Raw genomic sequence first — 18,740 nt, forward strand, 5'->3', positions numbered from 1 at the left:
CTGGTTTCACTTAGCGGTTTCGGCCGCGTTGGTAATGGAGCGCATCAGGTCAACGACGCGCGGTCCCCAGCGGGAGGCGATGTCGCTGTCAAGCACCACGATCTGGTTGTTCGTGACCGCACCGATGTTCTGCCAGCCGGGGCGGGCCTTCACCTTCTCCGGCGTTTCGCCCATGATGCCGTCTGCCAGGAAGATGAGATCGGGGTTAGCCGCGATCAGTGCTTCAGCCGAGATCTGCGGGTAGCCGCTGCCTGACGTGTCGGCGGCATCGACCACATTGGACAGCCCCGCCATGGTGAAAAGCGATCCGATGAACGTCTTTGACGTGGCTGAGTAGAGCGCCGGGTCAAGCTCATAGAAATAGGTCAGCGGCTTTTCGCGCTTGGGCAGATCCTTGACCAGCTTGGCCAGGTCATCCTTGATCTGCTGGTTAAGAGCCGTTGCTTGATCGGCGTGCCCCGTGCGCTTGCCCACTTCCGTGATCTGACCGTAGACGTCGTCCATCGTCTTGGCGGCGGGGGCCACATAAACCGGAATCTTCAAGCCTTCAAGCTGAGCGACGATGCCCTTGACGTCGTCGGAAAGCACGACCAGATCCGGGTTCTTGGCCGCGATGGCTTCGGCGTTGGGTGTGAACCCAGAAAGATCGGTCTTCGGCGCCTGCGGCGGGTAGTTCGAGAATTCGTCCACCGCCACGACCTGGTTGCCCGCACCGACCGCGAAGAGCATCTCGGTGGCGGTCGGCGACAGCGACACGATCCGCTGTGGTGTCGACGGCTGAGCCTGCGGGGTTTCGTTAGAGGTGCTGCCGCAGCCGGCCACGAAGGCCGCGACCGCGAGCACAGCAAGCAAACGTCGTTTCATGTTGATCCTCCTTGAAGCCCTTCCGCGAGGGCCGAATCGATAAGGGGACCGCTTCGCAGGCGACCTGGCTGACCCTGTGCAAGGGGTTCACAGTTGCGCGACAGCGCCGGACTCGCACCGGCTTCGCTGCGAAAGAACGGTCAGTTGGCGTCGGTTTCGTCGCCCGCCAGCGCTTGGCGGAGCTTTTCCTTCTCGGCGCGACGCCGGTCGATGGACTGCTCGACCTGACTCGACACCTGGTCGCGCAACCGCTTCAGCAGGAACCAGCTCGCGACGGCACTGACCAGCACGGCGATCATGAGCCTGAGGAGCAGGCTCACCTGGGTGAAGGGCAGCAAGAGCAGCAGCACCGCGGCGAAGATGCCCAGGCGGGCCAGCGTGTACTTGATGGCAGGACTCACAAGCAAACAGCGTAGCCCGTCACTTTTTGGCGATAGCCAGCCCCACGTGCCAGATCGTCGCGTAGATGATCGTGGCGACGAACGCGCCCAGGGCGCCGGTGCCGATCGGGGACATGTCCGGGAACATGCCGGCCGAAATGGAGCCGACCCCGAGGCCGAAGAAGGCACCGATCGCGGCGACCAACGGCCGCCCCCGCTCACCCTTGGCCGCCGAGTATTGCCCGGCGAAGAAGATGATCGGGAACACGAGGGCTAGGAACCCGTTCATGTCACCGAATTTGCCCAGGCCCAGGAGCGCGAACAGCCCATCGATGATCAGCACGCCGGCGATGCTGATCAGGAACGCCGCGAAGGACTGGGCTAGCAGGTCGGCCAACCGGCTAGCCCGCTTGACCTCCATCAGGCCCAGACCTGCTGCGGCTCGCTGCGCCGGTCGGCCAGCTTCGGCGCCGGGTCGTATTGGCGGACCACGTTGTAACGCGTGTCCCGCTCGACCGGGGTGAAGCCCGCGTCCCAGATCAGGTGGAGCAGGTCGTCGCGGTGCATCGTGTTAGGCGTGCCATAGGAGTCGGCGTCATGCGTGATCTTGTACTCAACGACCGAGCCGTCGAGGTCATCGACACCGAAGTTCAGGGACAGCTGGGCGACCGAGAGCCCGTGCATGACCCAGAAGCACTTGATGTGATCGAAGTTATCGAGCATCAGCCGTGACACGGCGAAGGTCTTGAGCGACTCGGCCGGCGAGGCCATCGTCGTCTGCGCCTGAATCCGGTTACGGACCTTGCCGTCGGCACTGTCGTGGAAGTCGTGCTGATAGCGCAGCGGGATGAACACCGTGAAGCCACCGGTCTCGTCCTGAAGCTCACGCAACCGCATCACGTGATCGACGCGGTGCCGTGGCTCCTCGATGTGCCCATAGAGCATTGTGGACGGTGTACGCAGGCCTTTTGAGTGCGCCAAGCGGTGGATGCGCGACCAGTCTTCCCAGTGACAGGCGTGGTCCACGATGTGCTGGCGGACCTCCCAGTCGAAGATCTCGGCACCGCCGCCCGTCAGCGACTCCAGGCCGGCCTCGATGAGCTCGTCAAGGATCTCGTCAGCGGACAGTCCAGAGATCTTCTCGAACCACTGCACCTCGGTCGCGGTGAAAGCCTTGAGTTTGACGTTGGGCAAAGCCGCTTTTAGTTCTTTTAGGACACGCGGGTAGTAACGCCAGGGCAATGTCGGGTGCAGACCGTTGACGATGTGCAACTCGGTGAGCTGCTCATCCTGCATTTCCAACGCTTTTTGCACGGCCTGCTCGACCCGCATGGTGTAAGCGTCCTTCTCGCCCGGCTTGCGCTGGAACGAGCAATAGGCGCAACTTGCCGAGCAGACGTTGGTCAGGTTGAGGTGGCGGTTGACGTTGAACATCACTCGCTCGCCATTTTTCTGCGTGCGCACGTGATGGGCCAAGCGTCCTAGCCAGGCCAAATCGTCGCTGGCATACAGCGCTTCACCATCAGCGCGCGATAGCCGCTCTCCCGCGTAGACCTTCTCCTCAAGCTGACGCTTCACGCCTATGTCCATGTCCGCTAGCCTACGTAGGACTACCGGGGGTCTGTCAGGGGAGGACGGTAACTCGTGCCATCACGCGCAGAAAAAGTTGGAACTGTTGTGCTCACAGCGCTGATTGTGGGCGGAATCTCCATCCCCGCACCGGCTCACGCGGCGCCCGGCTCGAAGATCACATCAGTTCCCGACGGCGGCAGCCGGCCGCAGACCACCCAAGTGGCTCTCATCCCCACCGGAAGTCTCGCCATCCCCAAAGGCCCGGCTGTCGACCCTCTTCTGGCGCTCGGCGCCCAGGTCGACGCCGCCCGGGAAGAATCCGGCCTGCTTTCCGAACGCATCAATGAACTCCAAGAGGTGCTCGACCGGGCCAAACTCAGCCAGGCCTGGGCCGAGCACGCGTGGAAGCAAGCCGATGAGCGGCTGAAACTCGCACGGGCAGACGCGGCGACAGCCGCGGCGACGGCATACCAAAACAAGGACAAGATCCCGGTTCCGTTGCAGAACAACGGATTGGTGAATGATTTGCTGCTGCTGCAGCCAGGTGCGCAGCCTGCCGGAGAGGGCGCCGCCTACGAGCTAGCCAAGGCGACCGCAGAGGAACACATGACGCGGACGGCGCTGGAGAAGTCCAACGCCGACGAGCGGCTCGCCGCCGCCGAGGTGGCCTCCGCCATTGACCTGTTCACCCAGCGCGACAATGCCCGCATCGTCTTGGAACAGCGGTTGCTCCTGCTCAAATCCGAAGACGCGCTCAAGCGGGAGCGCGAGTTGGCCAAGCTGGCCGTTAACTACGACGCTGGGCAAAGCAACGCTGGCCTGATCGCCCACCCAGAAACACGTAAGGCCGTGCTGTTCGCCTTGCAGCAGCTGGGCAAGCCATGGCGATTCGCTGAAGAGGGACCAGACTTCTTCGACTGCTCCGGGTTGACACAGACGTCTTATCGTCAGGCGGGCGTCCTGCTCCCGAGAGTGGCGAAGGATCAGTACTACGCGTACCGCGCCAAGCCGGTGGCTTTGTCCGCGCTACTGCCTGGCGACCTGTTGTTCTACGCCCGCGATCCGCAGGACTGGAAGACCATCCACCACGTGATGATCTACCTGGGCAAGGAGAATGGCGTCCACAAGATTGTTCATTCGCCACGCCTGGGTGATGTGGTGAAGATCGCAAACATCAATTTGGGCGCTGGAAATCAGGTCGACTTCGCGGTCCGGATCATTGACGCCATACCGGTTCCGCAGCCACCTGCGCCGACACCAACCCCCACGCCGACACCAACCCCGACGGTGACCCCCACTACACCAGCGGGAAATACGGGCGCGTGATCGCGTAGACTAGCGAGGTTGTCTGGGGCGGAGCACGCCCCTCCAGCGTTCCTGCGGGTGTATAGGCCAAAGTCGAGATGGCCGTTGTGCGCGGGGATGCGCCCACCCGAGAGGTACCACTTTGAACAGCAACGCTGTGTCGTTCGACCCTGCTCAGCTTCCTTCGGTTTTCGAAATCAACATCGATACCCCTGCCGAAACACCGGCAGCCCCCAACGCCGGCGGCTTCGCTGAGCTGGGAGTGCCGAAGAACCTCGTGCGCACCTTGCGCCAAGAGGGCATCATCGAACCATTCGAGATCCAGACCGCGACCCTTCCCGATGCTCTCGCGGGCCGTGACGTGCTTGGCCGTGGCCAGACCGGATCCGGCAAGACGCTGGCCTTTGGCCTGGCTGTCCTATCGCGACTCGCCGAAGGCAAGCCTGCCCGCCCGCATCACCCCCGCGCCCTCATCCTCGTGCCGACGCGCGAGCTCGCGATGCAGGTCGCGGACGCGTTGCGCCCCTTGGCGAAGGCGACCGGGCTTTACCTTGGCACCGCGGTCGGCGGTGTTCCTTACGACCGTCAGATCCTTGGCCTGCAAAAGGGTCTCGACCTGATGATCGCTACGCCGGGCCGTCTCGGCGACCTCATCGAGCGCGGCTCTTGCTCGCTCGAAGAGATTGAAATCTCCGTTTTGGACGAAGCCGACCAAATGGCTGACATGGGCTTCCTGCCCGAGGTCACCGCGCTGTTGCAGCAGACCCCGGCCGGTGGCCAGCGGTTGCTGTTCTCGGCCACTTTGGACGGTGACGTCGACCAGCTCGTGCGCCGGTTCATGAACAACCCGGTGACCCACTCGACCGCGCCCGCTCAGGCGAGTGTCACGACGATGGATCACCTGCTTCTGCTGATCCCGCCGCAGGAGAAGTTCAAGATCGCTGCCGCTATCGCCAACCGCAAGGGCCGCACGATCATGTTCGCCCGTACCCAGATGGCCGTCGACCGGCTCGTGGAACAGCTCCGCGAAGTTGGTGTCCGGGCCGGGGGCCTGCACGGTGGCAAGACCCAGCGCGTACGCACGCGCACCCTCGCCGAGTTCAAAGAGGGACGCGTGGGCGTGCTCGTCGCGACTGACGTCGCCGCGCGAGGCATCCACGTCGACGGCATCTCGCTCGTCGTGCACATCGACCCGCCGAAGGACCCCAAGGACTACCTGCACCGCGCTGGCCGGACGGCCCGCGCAGGGGAGTCTGGTGCCGTGGCGACACTGGTTCTGCCCAAGCAGCGCCGGACGACCTTGCACATGATGCAGAAGGCTGGCGTTGAAGCCCCGGCCGAGCACCGCGTGCGCGCGTCTGACCCGAAGCTGGCCGAGGTGACCGGTGCCCTGGAGCCGTCAGGCATCCCGGTCAAGGACGAGCCGATGCCGCGTCAGCGCAAGCCGTTCCGTGAAGGCGGCAGTGGTGGTGGCGGGGGACGCCCGCCGTTCAAGGGCCGCCCGCGTCGTTCGTTTGACGACCGCCCGCGCCAGCGGCACGAGCGCTACTAGCGCCACTGTCCTGTGTGGAGGAAGTGCTGGACCGTGGAGTAGGCGTGTCCTAGGTCCAGCCCTTGTTCCAAAATCCACGCATCGTTGTAGTAGGTGTTGGCGTATCGCTCGCCACCATCGCAGAGCAGCGTGACGACAGAACCGGTCTCGCCTCGTTCCAGCATTTGTGCGATCAGGCCGAAAGCTCCCCACAGGTTGGTTCCTGTCGAGCCGCCGATGCGACGGCCGAGAACCCCTGAGCCGATGCGCATCGCGGCCAGGGAGCCCTCGTCTGGTACCAGCACCATTTTGTCCACAATGGACGGCAGGAAGCTGGCCTCGACCTTGGGCCGCCCGATCCCTTCGATCCTGGATCCCTTACCTGTCACCACATTCCAGTCACCGCTGACATAGGCGGGATAGAACGCGGAGTTCTCCGGGTCGACGACGCAGATCTTGGTGCAGTGGCGCTGATAGCGCACATAGCGGCCGATCGTCGCCGAGGTTCCGCCCGTTCCCGCGCCAATGACGACCCAGGCTGGAATGGGGTGCCGCTCTTGCGACATCTGCTGGAAGATCGATTCGGCGATGTTGTTGTTGCCCCGCCAGTCAGTCGCCCGCTCGGCGAAGGTGAACTGGTCCATGAAGTGCCCACCACGGCTGGCGGCCAGCGCTCGCGCCTCGTTCACGACCTGCGCCGGGTCTTCGACCAGATGACACTCGGCCCCGCTGAACTCGATGAGTTCGCACTTCTCCTTGCTCGTCGAGGCCGGCATGACGGCGATGAATGGCAGACCGAGCATGCGGGCGAAATAGGCTTCCGACACGGCTGTCGAGCCCGACGACGCCTCAACAATGGTGGTATTCGGGCGAATCCAGCCGTTGCAGAGCGCGTGGAGGAACAGCGAACGCGCCAGCCGGTGCTTGAGCGAACCGGTGGGGTGGACTGACTCGTCCTTCAGGTACAGGTCGATGCCCCAGCTATGCGGCAACGGAAACGGGAGCAGATGGGTGTCCGCGCTGCGGTTAGCGTCGGCACTCACCTTGGCGATCGCCTCGGTTACCCACTCGCGGTCGTCTTCCCTGCACCGGTCAGCCTGTTCCATGCCCCGAATCTAGCTGGCTTCTGACGTCAGCGGCCGTGGGCGGCCTTCCCACTTGGTCGACAGGGCGATCATCGTGCGTGTCCGGCTGACGCCCTGGATGCGCGACAAGCGCACGATCACGTGCTCTAGCTCGTCGATGGAAGCCACCCGCACCTTGACCAGGTATGACTCGTCGCCGGCCATGAAGTAGCAGGATTCGATCTCTTCCATCGCGCGCAGATCGTCGAGCGTTTGGTCACTGGCGTTCGCGACCAATCCGATGATCGCCGTGACACCAAGGTCGATCGCGTGGGGCTCGACGTCGGCGTGGTAGCCCCGCAAAACCCCCGCTGTCTCCAGTTTGCCTACTCGCTCATGTACGGCCGGAGCGGACAAGCCGACCTTGCGGGCTAATTCGGCATACGAAAGCCTCGCGCTGCGCCGCAGGAGGTCAACGATGCTTCGATCTATTGCGTCCACAAGGTGACCCTAGGCCCTTTTCGGTGGAGTCCGCACTTTGGAGGCCGATCTTCGGGCAATATACGAATTGAGCTCGTAATTCTACTCAGCATTCTTGCCAAAAGGTGCATATTGATGTTTTTGGGACGTGACGCCCAAGCGGTGCTCTAATTGGCTTCGAGACGAGGAGGTGAGCGTGGACACGGGAGATCGCCTGCTAACGCCCGGCGAGGTGGCCGCGCTGTTCCGGGTAGACCCTAAGACGGTGACCAGGTGGGCAGCGGCTGGACGCATCGGCAGCATACGCACGCCCGGCGGTCACCGCCGGTTCCGGGAATCCGAAGTCAAAGCGCTATTAGAGGGCGGACTGGACTTTGACGACATGCCCGAGCCAACACCAGGCTCGCATGCCCGTCATCCGGCCCACTAGTCCTATGTAGATTTGGCGCCGGTATAACCTCGCCGCATGACAGCAAACCGGCGCGCCGCGCAGTTGCTTGCGGCGAGCTGCACCGCGCTTAGCGGGGCAATAGCGCAGCACATGCCGAGCGGGCCCTATCGCGAGTTCGTGACCTGGGCCTTCTCGCCGCGAAACCCGCGGCAGCAGGAGTTTTTGCGGCTGTGCGGTCTAACGCAGCTGGTCAGCATGAACACGTCCATCCTAAGTGGACTGGTCAGCGAGGACGCTTGGCCGATCATGCTGCGCCAGGCCGGCTTGATGAACGCCTATCAGGTGTTAGAGGTCATCTCAGACAACCTCGCCATGGGCTTGGGCGAGGTCACGCTCGATGAGACCGCTCAGCAACGGCGGCTTCTCGTCAGCTCGGTCAACCGGGCGATGACGGAGGCGCTGCTGCCTGGGCGGCAAACACCCGCCGTGCTCTTGCTCGCGGGACATGCCAAGCAAGCGGCACAGTTCGCCTCGGGATTCGACCAGAGTCTCGCCGCTGCCAAGCACGCGGGTGCCGCCGACGAATACACCGCCGCGCTTCAGTCAGCCGGGAAAGCCGTGCCCGCCCGCGAGGAGCTGGAATTCGGGCTGTGGTCAGCTCTCGTGGCCGGCGTCGAGGTCTGCCGGGAACTGTCAGCCGCGATGACCGGGACGGCCACGGCGACCCTTGTCCGGCAAGGGCTTGCCGACCGTTATCAGGGTGTTGACCGCACGCTCTACGCCGCGCACCTGTCCCGCCTCGAACTAGCCGCCGTTGGCGCGCAAACCATCCTCGTCACCCCGACCGTGGGGTTCTACCTCGCCGTGCTTTATGAGCAAATCGAAACCACCAGTGGGTACGCCGACATCGTGGCCGATGGCACGTTAGGTGAAGTGCTCGCGGACGCGTCGTTGCTCGTGCGCCTGCAAAACGATCTGGGAACGGCCCTCCTGCGGATGACCCCGGTGCAGCAGGCCGCCCGTTTGCGGGAACTGCCAGGCGAAGTCGTGCAGGCGCTGAAGGACACCGAGGATCCCCTGTTTGACCGGCTCCACAAAGACGCGCTGAACGGCGAAACAAACGTCGCGCTGTGGCATGCGAGGCGATCCGTCAGCACGGCTGCGGCCTGGCGGGCGCTCGCGGACAGCCTGGCCTACTACTCAGCGCTCTACGTCCAGCATCGGGAGCGCCTAATGAACAATCTGCCGGAGCTGGAAACGCGGCTGGGCGACAAGCGGGCGAGCACGCTGATCGAGCGTTTCGTCATGTTCCATGAGCAGATGTATGCCAAGCGTCACACGGAAACCGCAGGTGAATACGCGATTTAGTACGCTGGCTGCTATGCGCACCCCGTGGATCGTCGGCGTCTCCGGCGCTTCCGGCACGCCTTACGCGGCCGCGGTCCTGCGTGCTCTGATCACGGCTGGCGAACCAGTTGACCTGGTGGTGTCGCGGGCGGCAAGGCTGACGATCCTCGATGAGACCAGCCTGTCGTTTCGGGACGCGCACTGGGAGCAAGACTTAACGAGCTGGATTGGCTTGGCGCCCAACGATATTCGCTATTGGCCCGCGGGCGATCTGGCGGCCGGGCCGTCAAGTGGTTCCTACCCCGCTCGCGGGATGATCGTCGTACCAGCGTCCACGGCCGCCTGCGCGGGCATCGCCCTTGGCCTGTCCAAGGATCTGCTCCAGCGCGCGGCCGAAGTCAACTTGAAGGAACGCCGCCCCGTCGTTGTCGTGCCACGCGAAACTCCCGTTACACGTAGCCATTTGCTGCACTTGGTGGAGCTCATCGACTCAGGAGCCGTTGTCCTGCCCGCTAGCCCCGGCTTCTATGGCATAGGAGCGGCGGCCAGTTCGCAGCAACTCATCGACTTCGTCGCGGGCAAAATCCTCGACACCGTCGGCGTCAAGCACGACCTGCTCACTCGCTGGACCGGTCAGCTGAGCACGTAGGCCAGCAGGCCGAAGAGGAATAGCACGATGCCAACGAAACCGTTGGCGGTAAAGAACGCGCGGTTCACCTTGGACAAATCGTTGGGCGTCACAACCCGGTGCTGGTAAATGAACGCGACGGCGGTTAGCGCCAGCCCGACATACCAGGGCCAGGCCAGCTTGGTCCACAGTCCAAACCAGACGAACAAGCCGAACGTCACCGCGTGCACGATGCTCGAAAGCCTTAGCGCGAACGCAACGCCGTAGCGCGCGGGCACACTGTGCACGCCGATCTCGCGGTCGATCGTGGCATCTTGGCACGCGTAGATCAGGTCGAACCCGCCGATCCACAAACCAACCGCGGTGCCGAGAAGCCAGGCGGGGCCTGAGCCGGCGAAGATCCCGGTGACGGCCAGCCATGCACCAACCGGGCCAACCGCTTGCGCCACAGCGAGAATCGCGTGCGGCCAGTTCGTAAACCGTTTCCCATAGGGGTAAACGACCAGCGGGATGACCGCGAGCGGGGCCAGCCAGGTCACGAGCGGGTTCAGTAGGACCGCCGCGGCGAAGAACACCGCGAGCGCGACAATCGCCCCGATCCAAGCCGTGCGCACGGAAACGGCACCGGTCACGAGTTCCCGTTGCGCCGTACGCGGATTGCGCGCGTCGATGTGCCGGTCGATGATGCGGTTGGCCGCCATGGCAAACGTGCGTGCGCCCACCATCGCGACGGTGATGAGCACGAGTTGCTTGAACGAAGCACCCGCGATGATGGCGGAAAGGTAGGCGAACGGCAGAGCGAAGACAGAGTGCTCGATCGCGACGAGCTTCAGAAACGCCTTCACTTGAAGCCGTACTCCTTCCAGCGTTTGTCCACTTTGGACACGACATCGGGTGACATCGTCATTTCTTCCGGCCAGCCGCGGTGATAGCCCTCGGTCGGCAGTTTGCGCGTCGCGTCAACGCCGGCCTTGCCGCCCCAGAACTGTTGGTACGACGCGTGATCGAGGTGGTCGACCGGGCCTTCCGTCAACAGCAGATCGCGCGAGTAGTCGACATTGCCAAACGCCCGGAACGCGACCTCGTGCAAGTCCTGTGGATCGCAGTCGTCATCGACGATCACGATGAGCTTGGTGAGGCTGAGCAAATGCGCGCCCCAGACCGCGTTCATCACCTTCTGCGCGTGCTTGGGGTAGCGCTTGCGGATCGACACGATGAGACAGTTGTGGAAGACCCCCGGCTCGGGCATGTGCATGTCGATGATGTCGGGCACGAGCAGTTTGATGAGGGGCAAGAAGATGCGCTCAGTCGCGTGGCCGAGCGGACCGTCCTCCTGCGGCGGCTTGCTCGTGACGATCGAGTGATAGATCGGCGCGCGGCGCATCGTGATGCACTCGACGTGCAGCACAGGGAACGGCTCGACCGGGGTGTAGAAACCGGTGTGGTCCCCAAACGGGCCCTCGGGGTGCCGCTCGCCCGGCTCGACATATCCCTCCAGGATCACCTGCGCGTGCGCGGGCACCTGAAGCGGAACGGTCACGCAGTCCACCATCTCGACGCGTTCCCCGCGCAGGAAACCTGCGAACAGGTACTCGTCGATATCTCCCGGAAGCGGCGCGGACGCGGCGTAGGACACGACCGGGTCAGCCCCGAACGCGATGGCGACGGGAAGACGCTGACCGAGCCGCTCGGCGACCGCGTGGTGTGCGGTGGAGTCCTTGTGAATCTGCCAGTGCATGCCGAGCGTGTTGTGCGAGTGCTGCTGCAACCGGTAAAGCCCTAGGTTCCGCTTGCCCGTCTCCGGGTGTTTCGTGTGCGTCAAGCCATAGTTGTGGAAGATGCCGCCGTCGCCCGGCCAGGTCATCAGTCCAGGCAGCAGGTTCAGGTCCACGTCAGCGCCCTTGAGCACGACTTCCTGACACGGTGCCGTCTTGACCTTTTTCGGCGGGAGCGACTTGAGCTGCATCACCTTGCCGAGCCCGTCCATCATGCCGCTGAAGCCAACCGGCAACTCCGGCTTGATCAGGTCACCGATGCGGGTGCCGATCTCGTCCACGCTCTTTACGCCGAGCGCAATGGCCATGCGCTTTTCGGTGCCAAACAGGTTGATGGCGACCGGCATCTGACCGCGGGTGGGCTTCTCGAACAGCAGCGCGGGGCCCTTGGCACGGACCGTCCTGGTGACGATCTCGGAGATCTCCAGCGTGGGGTCAACGGGGGCGGTCACCCGGTGCAATTCACCCGCCTGCTCAAGAGCCGCCAGAAACTCCTGCAGATCCTGGTATGGAAAACGCGGTCCAGCCATGTGGGTCATCCTCGCATTCGGTAAAAAGGCAGGTTGCCGCGACCTGCGGGATAGCGCGGTCGTTTGACCTTGGGTGAAGCGCCGCATCCCGATTTTGCTGGCTACGCTGGCCTTTCTGACCCAGGCCGGCGCGTTCTCGGGTACCCCCAATTATCCATGGTGTGAAACTGGCCAGCCGGCGCCAACAAGCGCGCCCGAGGGTTCCCCATCACTGTCGTCTCCGGACACTTGCCGTGCGCGGGTGACCGCGATGCAGCGCTCCGCGCCCCTTCCCAGCCCGGGCTATCACCATCTGGGCGCGACGACGGCGAGCGGCTGGTCGGGGATCATCGCCCGGTTCCAGGTGGGCGATCCCGCAGTGCGCGCTGAGACCTTTGACTTCCTCGCCGGGCGCGTCATGGCCAAGGGCGACACCCCCGACGGCATCCAGTGGCTGGAAGCGGGCTGGACCGAGACCGGCTGGTCCGGCAACGGCAAGCAGCGCATCTACACCTACGACACGAACCGTGACGCGTGGGTCTTCTACGACCAGTACGAGATCAAGACCGGCGACAAGATCTGGATCTACCTGCAGACGGAACGTGAGGCACCCTCCACCGCGTGGCAGGCGTGGCTCTGGTGGGGCGACAAGTGGAATCTGCTCACGAGCCAGGAACTGCCGATCACTGGGCGGGCCAAGATCGAGCAGTACATCGAAGTGCATTCTGAGAAGCCCTTTGACGTCCCGCAGGTGCGGGTCGACAACGTGAGCCTCAAAGATGGCGCGAGCGGACCGCTCGTCTACTGGGATGGCCAGGTGCCAACCGCGCCCGGGGCATCGAACGCTGACTACTGTCTTGAGTGGATCAACCGCTACGACGCGTGGACGGCTGGCAGCTGCCAATAGCTCACTCGCGGAAGCCCTCCATGAACCGCCTAAAGAACCCGCCCTCGCGCGGCAAAGCGGGCGCTGGCGGTGGTGCGGCGGATCGTTGCCTGGCGACCGGCTGGTCGTAATCGGTCCGCGCGATCGCGTCGATCACTTGCTCTTCCGTGAAGTGCTCGGACCCTTCGATGTGCGGCACGAAGCCGACAAGCATCCCGTTGGCCATCACGGTCGCCTCTAGTCCGGCTGTCCCGTCGGTATCCCATAGCGCTTCGCGGTCTCCGGGCACCACGACCCGGATCCCGAACTGGGACACCCCAGCACGCGGCTGCGCCACGTGAGCCGGGACACCCCGCTCCCGTAACGCGTCAACGACCCGGCGAGCTCGGCTTTCATCCATGCCGAAAACGTTAGGCCGAGTCGCTGTGCGCCACCTGTGTATCGGCTAGACGCCGCCGTAAGAGTGCAGTCCGGTGAAGAAGATGTTGACGCCGAAGAGGTTCATCATCATCGTGAGCCAGCCGATGACCGCGATCCACGCCGCTGTGCGCTTGGACACGCTCGGCGTCGCCCGCGCGTGCAGGTATCCGGCGTAGATCACCCACGAGATGAATGCCCAGACCTCTTTCGGGTCCCAGCCCCAGTAACGGCCCCAGGCCGCCTCGGCCCAGACCGCGCCAGCGGCCACGCCGAAGGTCCAGATCGGGAACGCGAGGGCGTGCAGGCGAAACGACAGCCGTTCGGCGGTTTCCGCGTTGGCGAGCAGGCGGCCGTAGGGGTAGAACCACGTGCGCTTGCCGGCGTCGTAACCGCTGCGGATGAGGTACATGACGGAGGCGGCGAAGCCGACGAGGAACAGGCCCGTCGCCGTGATGATCGAGCCCACGTGCACGACGTACCAAACGGAGTCCAGCGCGGGAACCAAGGGCGCCACGGGCTTACGCAAGACGATGCCGGCCACGCCAGTCAGCAGCACCTGGGTGAGCACCAGGAACAGGCCCAAGTGGCGCACACCTGGCTTCTTGACCGCCATGAAGAGCCAGATCGCCGTGGCGAGCAGAGTGCCCGTCATCACGTATTCGTACATGTTGCCCCATGGCATGCGGCCCGCTTCCAGGGAGCGCGCGAGCACTGTCGCGAGATGCGCCGCACCCGCGACGACCGTGACGATCAGCGCTGCGGGAAGCAGCCAGCGTGAGCGCGGCTCACTGCTCGGCTCCACTTCGGGAGCGGCATAGGGATGCGGCGCGCCCTCAACGACCGCCGGGCCACCCGCGCCGACGAGCTCACGCTCGCGCACCGCGGCGCGTGCGACATGGCTTTGCGGGCCGAAAGCGAAGTCGGCGGCGTGCAGCAGCATCGCCACCATGTATCCGCTCACCGTGAGGGTGAGAAAGACTCCGTCGATTGCCACCGTGTCACCTTTTCAAACTCGTCAGCGAACCCGGGATAGTCGGTCTTGGGCAGACCGCCAGCCTCGGCGGTGCCGTCTGGGTGAAGACGCAGCCACACCCTACGCCGCTTGCCATACAGCGACAGCGGCAGCCCGACCAGGAGCAGGACCGCTCCTGTTAGGACGATCGGCTCACCCGGATCGTGGCGGACCGAGATGGCGATGAACGACCGCGTCCCCAGAAACTCCAGCTTGCTGCCGTCCGGGAGGGTCTGTGTTTCGCCCTTTTTCAAGGTCTTCCGCTCACCGAAGGGCGTCATCCGTTTGGTGTCCAGGACGTACACGTTCTGCGGGATGCCCGCGTCAAGACCGATGTCGCCCTTCCACGGGATCAACGTCAGCCTGGGATTGCGTTCTTCGGGGTGCAGTGAACTAGCTCCCTCGGCCGTCGGCAGGTAGATGCCCTCGAAACCGATCTGGTTCTTCGGGTCACCACCGTTGGCATCGGGGAACAACAGCACGCCGATGCTCGCCATCATGTCGTTGTTGTCCGGGAAAGCGGCCGTGACCTGCTGCACCCTGCCTGCCGCATCGGTGTAACGCGCCTCGATGGCGTAACCGTGGCCGAGCAGATAAACGTTGGCGCCGTCGAGGCGCAGCGGGTGATTGACCCGGAACTTCTGCCCCCCGTTGACCGTCGCCTCAAACGACGTGGCCTGACCGTTCTCCAAATAGGACGCTTGGAAGTCTTCCAGCTCAAGGCAAAACGGCGGCAGGTCGCTCGCTGAGACGTAGGGTCCGAGCACGGGGCGGTCGTATTGGTAGAGCACATTGCAAAACGGCTTGTCAGCGCCCTCGATGAGAATGCGCTGGCCGTTCCAGCCCCACTGGGCACCGATGGCGACGCCGGCCAGGATCACGAGAAGAGAGCTGTGGAAAAGCAGGTTGCCCGTTTCCTTCAGGTAGCCCTTTTCCGCCGAGATCGTGACCGAGCCGTCAGGGTGCTCCCGCCGGACTTTGCGCCAGCCCTTGAAATCGAGCGTCGGATGCGTGCCGTAGACGGTGTGCTGAGGGAGCCGTTCGAGCCGCTTAGGCGCCTCGGGCGGCGTCTTGATCAGCGCGCGGACATGATCACGCAGTCGCGGCAGGACACAGCCGACGAGCGAGGTGAACAGCAACAGATAGATCGCGGCAAACCAAGGTGCCGCGTAGACATCGAAGAACCCTAGCTGATCCAGGACCGGTGCCAGCTTGGGATTTTCGATGAAGTACTGCTGAACCGGGGTCTCGCCCAGCCGGCGCTGGGGAAGAATCGAGCCCGGGATCGCCCCGATCGCCAGCAGGAACAGCAGCACCAAGGCGGTGCGCATGCTGGTCAGCTGCCGCCAGCTATTGCGCAGAAACGCCAGAGCCGGCTTCATATGCCGACGCTCCCGGGGCCGACCGTCACGCGCAGCCAGGTGATGAAGTCGTTCCAGAAGCCTGACACCAGCGCGAGTCCCACGAGAATCAGCATGGCGCCACCGATGCGGGTGACCCACTTGGAGTTACGCCGGATGGTCTTGATCACGCCCGCCAGACGGCGCATTCCCAGGCCGAACACGAGAAACGGCAAGCCGATGCCGAGGCAATAGGCGATGGCGAGCACAACCGCCCGGCCCGAGTTTCCGCCCACGCCGGCCAGGCCGAGCACGGCACCCAAAGTCGGTGATACGCAAGGGATCCAGCTCAACGCGAACACGGCACCGAAGACCGGCGCGCCGAGCAGCCCAGCCTCGGGCAGTTTCTGGAGGCGCCGCTCGTTTTGCATCCCTGGCACGAGGCCGATGAAAGCCAGCCCCAGCAAGATGATGAGCACGCCGACACCGATCTGCACCTGCCGGTCGTAACGCAGCAGCATCCGCCCGGCCTCAGCGACCAGCACGCTAATCGTGATGAACACCGCAGCGAATCCCGCGATGAAAAGACCCACACCCGCCAGCACCCGGCCTTTGCGGGGAGAGTCAAGGTCCGCTCCAACCAGGCCGGTCACATAAGACAGATATCCGGGTACTAAAGGGAGCACACACGGAGACAAGAAGCTGACCAGGCCCGCCAGCAGGGCCACCCCCACCGCGAGCAGAAGTGGTCCCCCAGCGACGACCTCGCTCATGCCTTCTCCGCGAGCAGCGGAGTGAGCAGGCCGGCCAGTTCGTCGCGGGTCGTAGCGCGGCGAATCACAGCCGCGATCTTCCCCTGGGCGTCCACGATGATCGTCGACGGCAGCGCGTTAGGCGGCACATCCCGGAACGCCAGCGCCAGTTTGCCCGAAGTGTCCAGCAGGCTCGGGTAGGTCGCCTTGTTCTCGATGAACGCGAGCGCCTTGTCCTTGTCGTCATAGGTGTTCAGCCCGACGACAGCGACACCGGGCATTTCCTTGTGCACGGCTTCCAGGTCGGCGACCTCGATGCGGCAGGGCGCGCACCAGCTCGCCCAGAAGTTCAGCACGACCACTTTGCCCTTGAGGGTGGCCAGGTCGAAGCTGCCACCGTCGAGCAGGGTTCCTTTGAGCTCAGGAGCGTCGGCCCGTTTGCCCGCTGGGAACTGAACCACCTGCCCGGCCGTCTGTTCGCTGCCGCCGCCGGAACACCCGGCAGCGACCGCGGCAACGACCGCGAGAAGAACGGCACGACGGTTCATGCGGACATCATGCCCCGCGGCCGGTCCCAGGGCCCAAATGGGAGGCGGGTTCGGAGTATGAGATGCGTGACAGCCGCTCATCGTCGAAGTGGAACGACGTCAGGCTGGCCAGGTTGCACTGGCGGTTACGCGGGTCGTGCCAGAGCCGCTGGCCTTCCAGGAAGCGGCGCAGTGTCCAAATAGGAAGCTGGTGTGAGACACACAGAGCCTCGTGCCCGGCGGCCGCGATGCGAGCGGCCGCGAGCGCCGCGAGCATCCGGGTGGCGATCAGCGCATAGGGCTCGCCCCAGGACGGCCGGAACGGGTTGCGCAGCGACAGCCAGAACTTCGGATCCCGCATCGACCGCTCGACGCGGGTGCCCTCGAAGACATTGTCGCTTTCGATCAACATCGGATCGATGGCGATGGGCAGGCCAAACTGCTCCGCGATCGGGGCGGCCGTCTCCTGTGCCCGCTCCAGCGGACTCGACACGACATAAGTGATGTCGTTGCTCGACAAAGCCATCGCCACCGCTTTGGCCATCTGCTGCCCGAGCGAACTGAGCTGGTAACCGGGAAGCTTGCCGTAGAGGACCTTCGCCGGATTGTGCACTTCCCCGTGGCGGAGCATGTGGACGATCGTTTTCACGCCTGCGCCGCCGCTCTTGCCGCGACCGGGAGTGCCTCGGCAATCCGGGTTAGAGCCTCATCGTCGATGGCGGTGCTGACGAACCACGCTTCAAAGGCACTGGGCGGCAAGTAGACGCCATGTGCCAGCATGCTGTGGAAAAACGCCCTGAACTGGGGCACATTCTGGCCGCGGGCGGCGTCGTAATCGAGTACCCGATGAGGGGTAAAGAAGATCGAGAACATGTTGCCCGCGACGGACAGATGGTGCTCGACCCCGGCGGCGGCCAGGGCTTGGACCGCGAGCCCAGAAATCGTCGCGGCAGTCGCGTCGAGCTTGGCGTAGGTCGCGTCGTCAGCCAGCCGCAGCGAGGCGAGTCCCGCGGCACAGGCCAGCGGGTTACCCGACAGCGTGCCTGCTTGATACACCGGCCCGGACGGGGCAAGCCTCGACATAATCTCAGCTTTACCCCCAAAGGCGGCCGCGGGAAGCCCACCGCCCATGACTTTGCCGAAAGTCCACAGATCCGCGTTCACCGGCTCAAGCCCTTGCCAGCCACCGCGCGAAACGCGGAAGCCGGTCATGACCTCATCCATGATGAGCAAGGCCCCGTGCGCGTGCGCCAGCTCGGCTAGGCCCGCGTTGAATCCGGGCAGCGGCGCGACGACGCCCATGTTTCCGGCCGCGGCCTCGGTGATGATCGCCGCGACATCTTCGGCCTCTAGCGTCTTACGGACCGCATCAAGATCGTTGTATGGCAACACGATCGTCTCGCTAGCGGTCGCTCCCGTCACGCCCGGAGAGTCCGGAATGGACAGTGTCGCTACGCCAGAGCCCGCGGCAGCCAACAAGGAATCGACGTGCCCGTGATAGCAGCCCGCGAACTTGACCACTTTGGACCGTCCGGTGAAGCCACGGGCCAGCCGGATCGCCGACATGGTGGCTTCCGTCCCGGAGCTGACCAGCCGCACCTGCTCGACGGCGGTGCGGGCGACCAGCTCTTCGGCCAGCTCCACCTCACCCGGCGTCGGCGTGCCAAAGCTCGTGCCCTTGGCGGCCGCCTGCTGCACCGCCTCGATCACAGCCGGGTGGGCGTGACCGTGGATCAGCGGGCCCCAGGAGCAGACCAGGTCGGCGTATTTGCGGCCATCAGCGTCGAACATCCATGGGCCCTCGCCGCGCAGCATGAACCGGGGCGTGCCTCCCACCGACTTGAAAGCACGCACAGGTGAGTTGACGCCGCCGGGCACGATCGCCGAGGCGCGGTCAAACAGTGTCTGAGACGCCGGGGCGTCATAAGGGTATGCATCGATCACAGTGCCGCTATTG

The 18,740-nt window shown here is 64.3% G+C and carries 21 protein-coding genes; 6 read left to right on the plus strand and 15 right to left on the minus strand.

Annotation, left to right across the window (positions count from 1 at the left end):
- Positions 1–6: 6 nt before the first annotated feature.
- The 4 genes from A3E1_RS0119330 to mqnE all read right to left on the minus strand — a co-directional run bounded on the left by A3E1_RS0119330 (position 7) and on the right by mqnE (position 2,834).
- Entirely contained in the window at positions 7–864 is an 858-nt protein-coding gene (locus A3E1_RS0119330; RefSeq protein WP_020522443.1) for an ABC transporter substrate-binding protein, read from the minus strand.
- A 140-nt stretch (positions 865–1,004) separates the two neighbouring features.
- Positions 1,005–1,265 carry a DUF4229 domain-containing protein gene (locus tag A3E1_RS0119335; RefSeq protein ID WP_020522444.1) on the minus strand — a complete coding sequence of 87 codons (261 nt, stop codon included), beginning with the start codon at positions 1,263–1,265 and terminating at the stop codon, positions 1,005–1,007.
- A 19-nt stretch (positions 1,266–1,284) separates the two neighbouring features.
- Positions 1,285–1,665: a hypothetical protein gene (locus A3E1_RS0119340; protein WP_020522445.1), complete on the minus strand. Its 381-nt coding sequence runs from the start codon at positions 1,663–1,665 to the stop codon at positions 1,285–1,287.
- Complete coding sequence (gene mqnE, locus A3E1_RS0119345; protein WP_020522446.1) at positions 1,665–2,834, minus strand: aminofutalosine synthase MqnE; 1,170 nt, start codon at positions 2,832–2,834, stop codon at positions 1,665–1,667. Before mqnE ends, A3E1_RS0119340 begins: the two co-directional genes overlap by 1 nt.
- An 87-nt stretch (positions 2,835–2,921) precedes the next feature.
- On the opposite strand from mqnE, the gene A3E1_RS41065 reads away from it, so the two are divergent.
- Both A3E1_RS41065 and A3E1_RS41070 read left to right on the plus strand, forming a co-directional pair.
- The gene (locus A3E1_RS41065) at positions 2,922–4,142 is read left to right on the plus strand and encodes a C40 family peptidase (protein WP_020522447.1); all 1,221 of its coding nucleotides are present in this window, start codon (positions 2,922–2,924) and stop codon (positions 4,140–4,142) included.
- A 181-nt stretch (positions 4,143–4,323) separates the two neighbouring features.
- Positions 4,324–5,673 (plus strand): DEAD/DEAH box helicase, encoded by a 1,350-nt coding sequence (locus A3E1_RS41070; protein WP_051105109.1) that lies wholly within the window; start codon positions 4,324–4,326, stop codon positions 5,671–5,673.
- Here the strand turns inward: A3E1_RS41070 and cds1 are convergent.
- Both cds1 and A3E1_RS0119365 read right to left on the minus strand, forming a co-directional pair.
- On the minus strand, positions 5,670–6,758 hold the full coding sequence (gene cds1, locus A3E1_RS0119360) for an L-cysteine desulfhydrase Cds1 (protein ID WP_020522449.1): 1,089 nt from the start codon (positions 6,756–6,758) through the stop codon (positions 5,670–5,672). The genes A3E1_RS41070 and cds1 overlap by 4 nt on opposite strands.
- A gap of 9 nt (positions 6,759–6,767) precedes the next feature.
- Positions 6,768–7,217, minus strand: coding sequence for an Lrp/AsnC family transcriptional regulator (locus tag A3E1_RS0119365; RefSeq protein ID WP_020522450.1), 450 nt, complete (start codon positions 7,215–7,217; stop codon positions 6,768–6,770).
- 175 nt (positions 7,218–7,392) lie between these two features.
- Between A3E1_RS0119365 and A3E1_RS46225 the strand changes: the two genes are divergently transcribed.
- Genes A3E1_RS46225 through A3E1_RS0119380 form a run of 3 tightly spaced genes read left to right on the plus strand, consistent with a single transcriptional unit; the run spans position 7,393 to position 9,583 of the window.
- Positions 7,393–7,626 (plus strand): BldC family transcriptional regulator, encoded by a 234-nt coding sequence (locus A3E1_RS46225; RefSeq protein ID WP_083929552.1) that lies wholly within the window; start codon positions 7,393–7,395, stop codon positions 7,624–7,626.
- Between the two features lie 36 nt (positions 7,627–7,662).
- Complete coding sequence (locus A3E1_RS0119375; protein WP_020522451.1) at positions 7,663–8,955, plus strand: hypothetical protein; 1,293 nt, start codon at positions 7,663–7,665, stop codon at positions 8,953–8,955.
- 13 nt (positions 8,956–8,968) lie between these two features.
- On the plus strand, positions 8,969–9,583 hold the full coding sequence (locus tag A3E1_RS0119380; RefSeq protein ID WP_020522452.1) for a UbiX family flavin prenyltransferase: 615 nt from the start codon (positions 8,969–8,971) through the stop codon (positions 9,581–9,583).
- Here the strand turns inward: A3E1_RS0119380 and mqnP are convergent.
- Together mqnP and A3E1_RS0119390 are read right to left on the minus strand one after the other, a co-directional pair.
- The gene (mqnP, locus tag A3E1_RS0119385; RefSeq protein WP_040391250.1) at positions 9,568–10,428 is read right to left on the minus strand and encodes a menaquinone biosynthesis prenyltransferase MqnP; all 861 of its coding nucleotides are present in this window, start codon (positions 10,426–10,428) and stop codon (positions 9,568–9,570) included. The genes A3E1_RS0119380 and mqnP overlap by 16 nt on opposite strands.
- Positions 10,404–11,867 carry a menaquinone biosynthesis decarboxylase gene (locus A3E1_RS0119390; protein ID WP_020522454.1) on the minus strand — a complete coding sequence of 488 codons (1,464 nt, stop codon included), beginning with the start codon at positions 11,865–11,867 and terminating at the stop codon, positions 10,404–10,406. Before A3E1_RS0119390 ends, mqnP begins: the two co-directional genes overlap by 25 nt.
- 250 nt (positions 11,868–12,117) lie before the next feature.
- Between A3E1_RS0119390 and A3E1_RS0119395 the strand changes: the two genes are divergently transcribed.
- Complete coding sequence (locus A3E1_RS0119395) at positions 12,118–12,753, plus strand: hypothetical protein (RefSeq protein WP_026208607.1); 636 nt, start codon at positions 12,118–12,120, stop codon at positions 12,751–12,753.
- A 1-nt stretch (position 12,754) separates the two neighbouring features.
- Here A3E1_RS0119395 and A3E1_RS0119400 read toward each other — a convergent pair whose 3' ends face one another.
- From A3E1_RS0119400 to hemL, 7 genes are read right to left on the minus strand one after another with little or no spacing between them, the layout of a single operon-like run.
- On the minus strand, positions 12,755–13,132 hold the full coding sequence (locus A3E1_RS0119400) for a hypothetical protein (protein ID WP_020522456.1): 378 nt from the start codon (positions 13,130–13,132) through the stop codon (positions 12,755–12,757).
- Between the two features lie 45 nt (positions 13,133–13,177).
- The gene (gene ccsB / locus A3E1_RS0119405; protein ID WP_051105110.1) at positions 13,178–14,101 is read right to left on the minus strand and encodes a c-type cytochrome biogenesis protein CcsB; all 924 of its coding nucleotides are present in this window, start codon (positions 14,099–14,101) and stop codon (positions 13,178–13,180) included.
- A gap of 8 nt (positions 14,102–14,109) precedes the next feature.
- Positions 14,110–15,585, minus strand: a complete 1,476-nt coding sequence (resB, locus tag A3E1_RS41080; protein ID WP_040391330.1) for a cytochrome c biogenesis protein ResB — start codon at positions 15,583–15,585, stop codon at positions 14,110–14,112.
- Positions 15,543–16,277 carry a cytochrome c biogenesis CcdA family protein gene (locus A3E1_RS0119415; RefSeq protein WP_020522459.1) on the minus strand — a complete coding sequence of 245 codons (735 nt, stop codon included), beginning with the start codon at positions 16,275–16,277 and terminating at the stop codon, positions 15,543–15,545. Before A3E1_RS0119415 ends, resB begins: the two co-directional genes overlap by 43 nt.
- Positions 16,274–16,804 (minus strand): TlpA family protein disulfide reductase, encoded by a 531-nt coding sequence (locus A3E1_RS0119420; RefSeq protein WP_020522460.1) that lies wholly within the window; start codon positions 16,802–16,804, stop codon positions 16,274–16,276. Before A3E1_RS0119420 ends, A3E1_RS0119415 begins: the two co-directional genes overlap by 4 nt.
- Positions 16,805–16,811: 7 nt before the next feature.
- Positions 16,812–17,414 carry a histidine phosphatase family protein gene (locus A3E1_RS0119425; protein WP_083929578.1) on the minus strand — a complete coding sequence of 201 codons (603 nt, stop codon included), beginning with the start codon at positions 17,412–17,414 and terminating at the stop codon, positions 16,812–16,814.
- Between the two features lie 14 nt (positions 17,415–17,428).
- Positions 17,429–18,727 carry a glutamate-1-semialdehyde 2,1-aminomutase gene (gene hemL, locus A3E1_RS0119430; protein ID WP_020522462.1) on the minus strand — a complete coding sequence of 433 codons (1,299 nt, stop codon included), beginning with the start codon at positions 18,725–18,727 and terminating at the stop codon, positions 17,429–17,431.
- Positions 18,728–18,740 lie beyond the last annotated feature (13 nt).

This window comes from Catelliglobosispora koreensis DSM 44566 (assembly GCF_000379685.1).
Taxonomy (GTDB): Bacteria; Actinomycetota; Actinomycetes; order Mycobacteriales; family Micromonosporaceae; genus Catelliglobosispora; species Catelliglobosispora koreensis.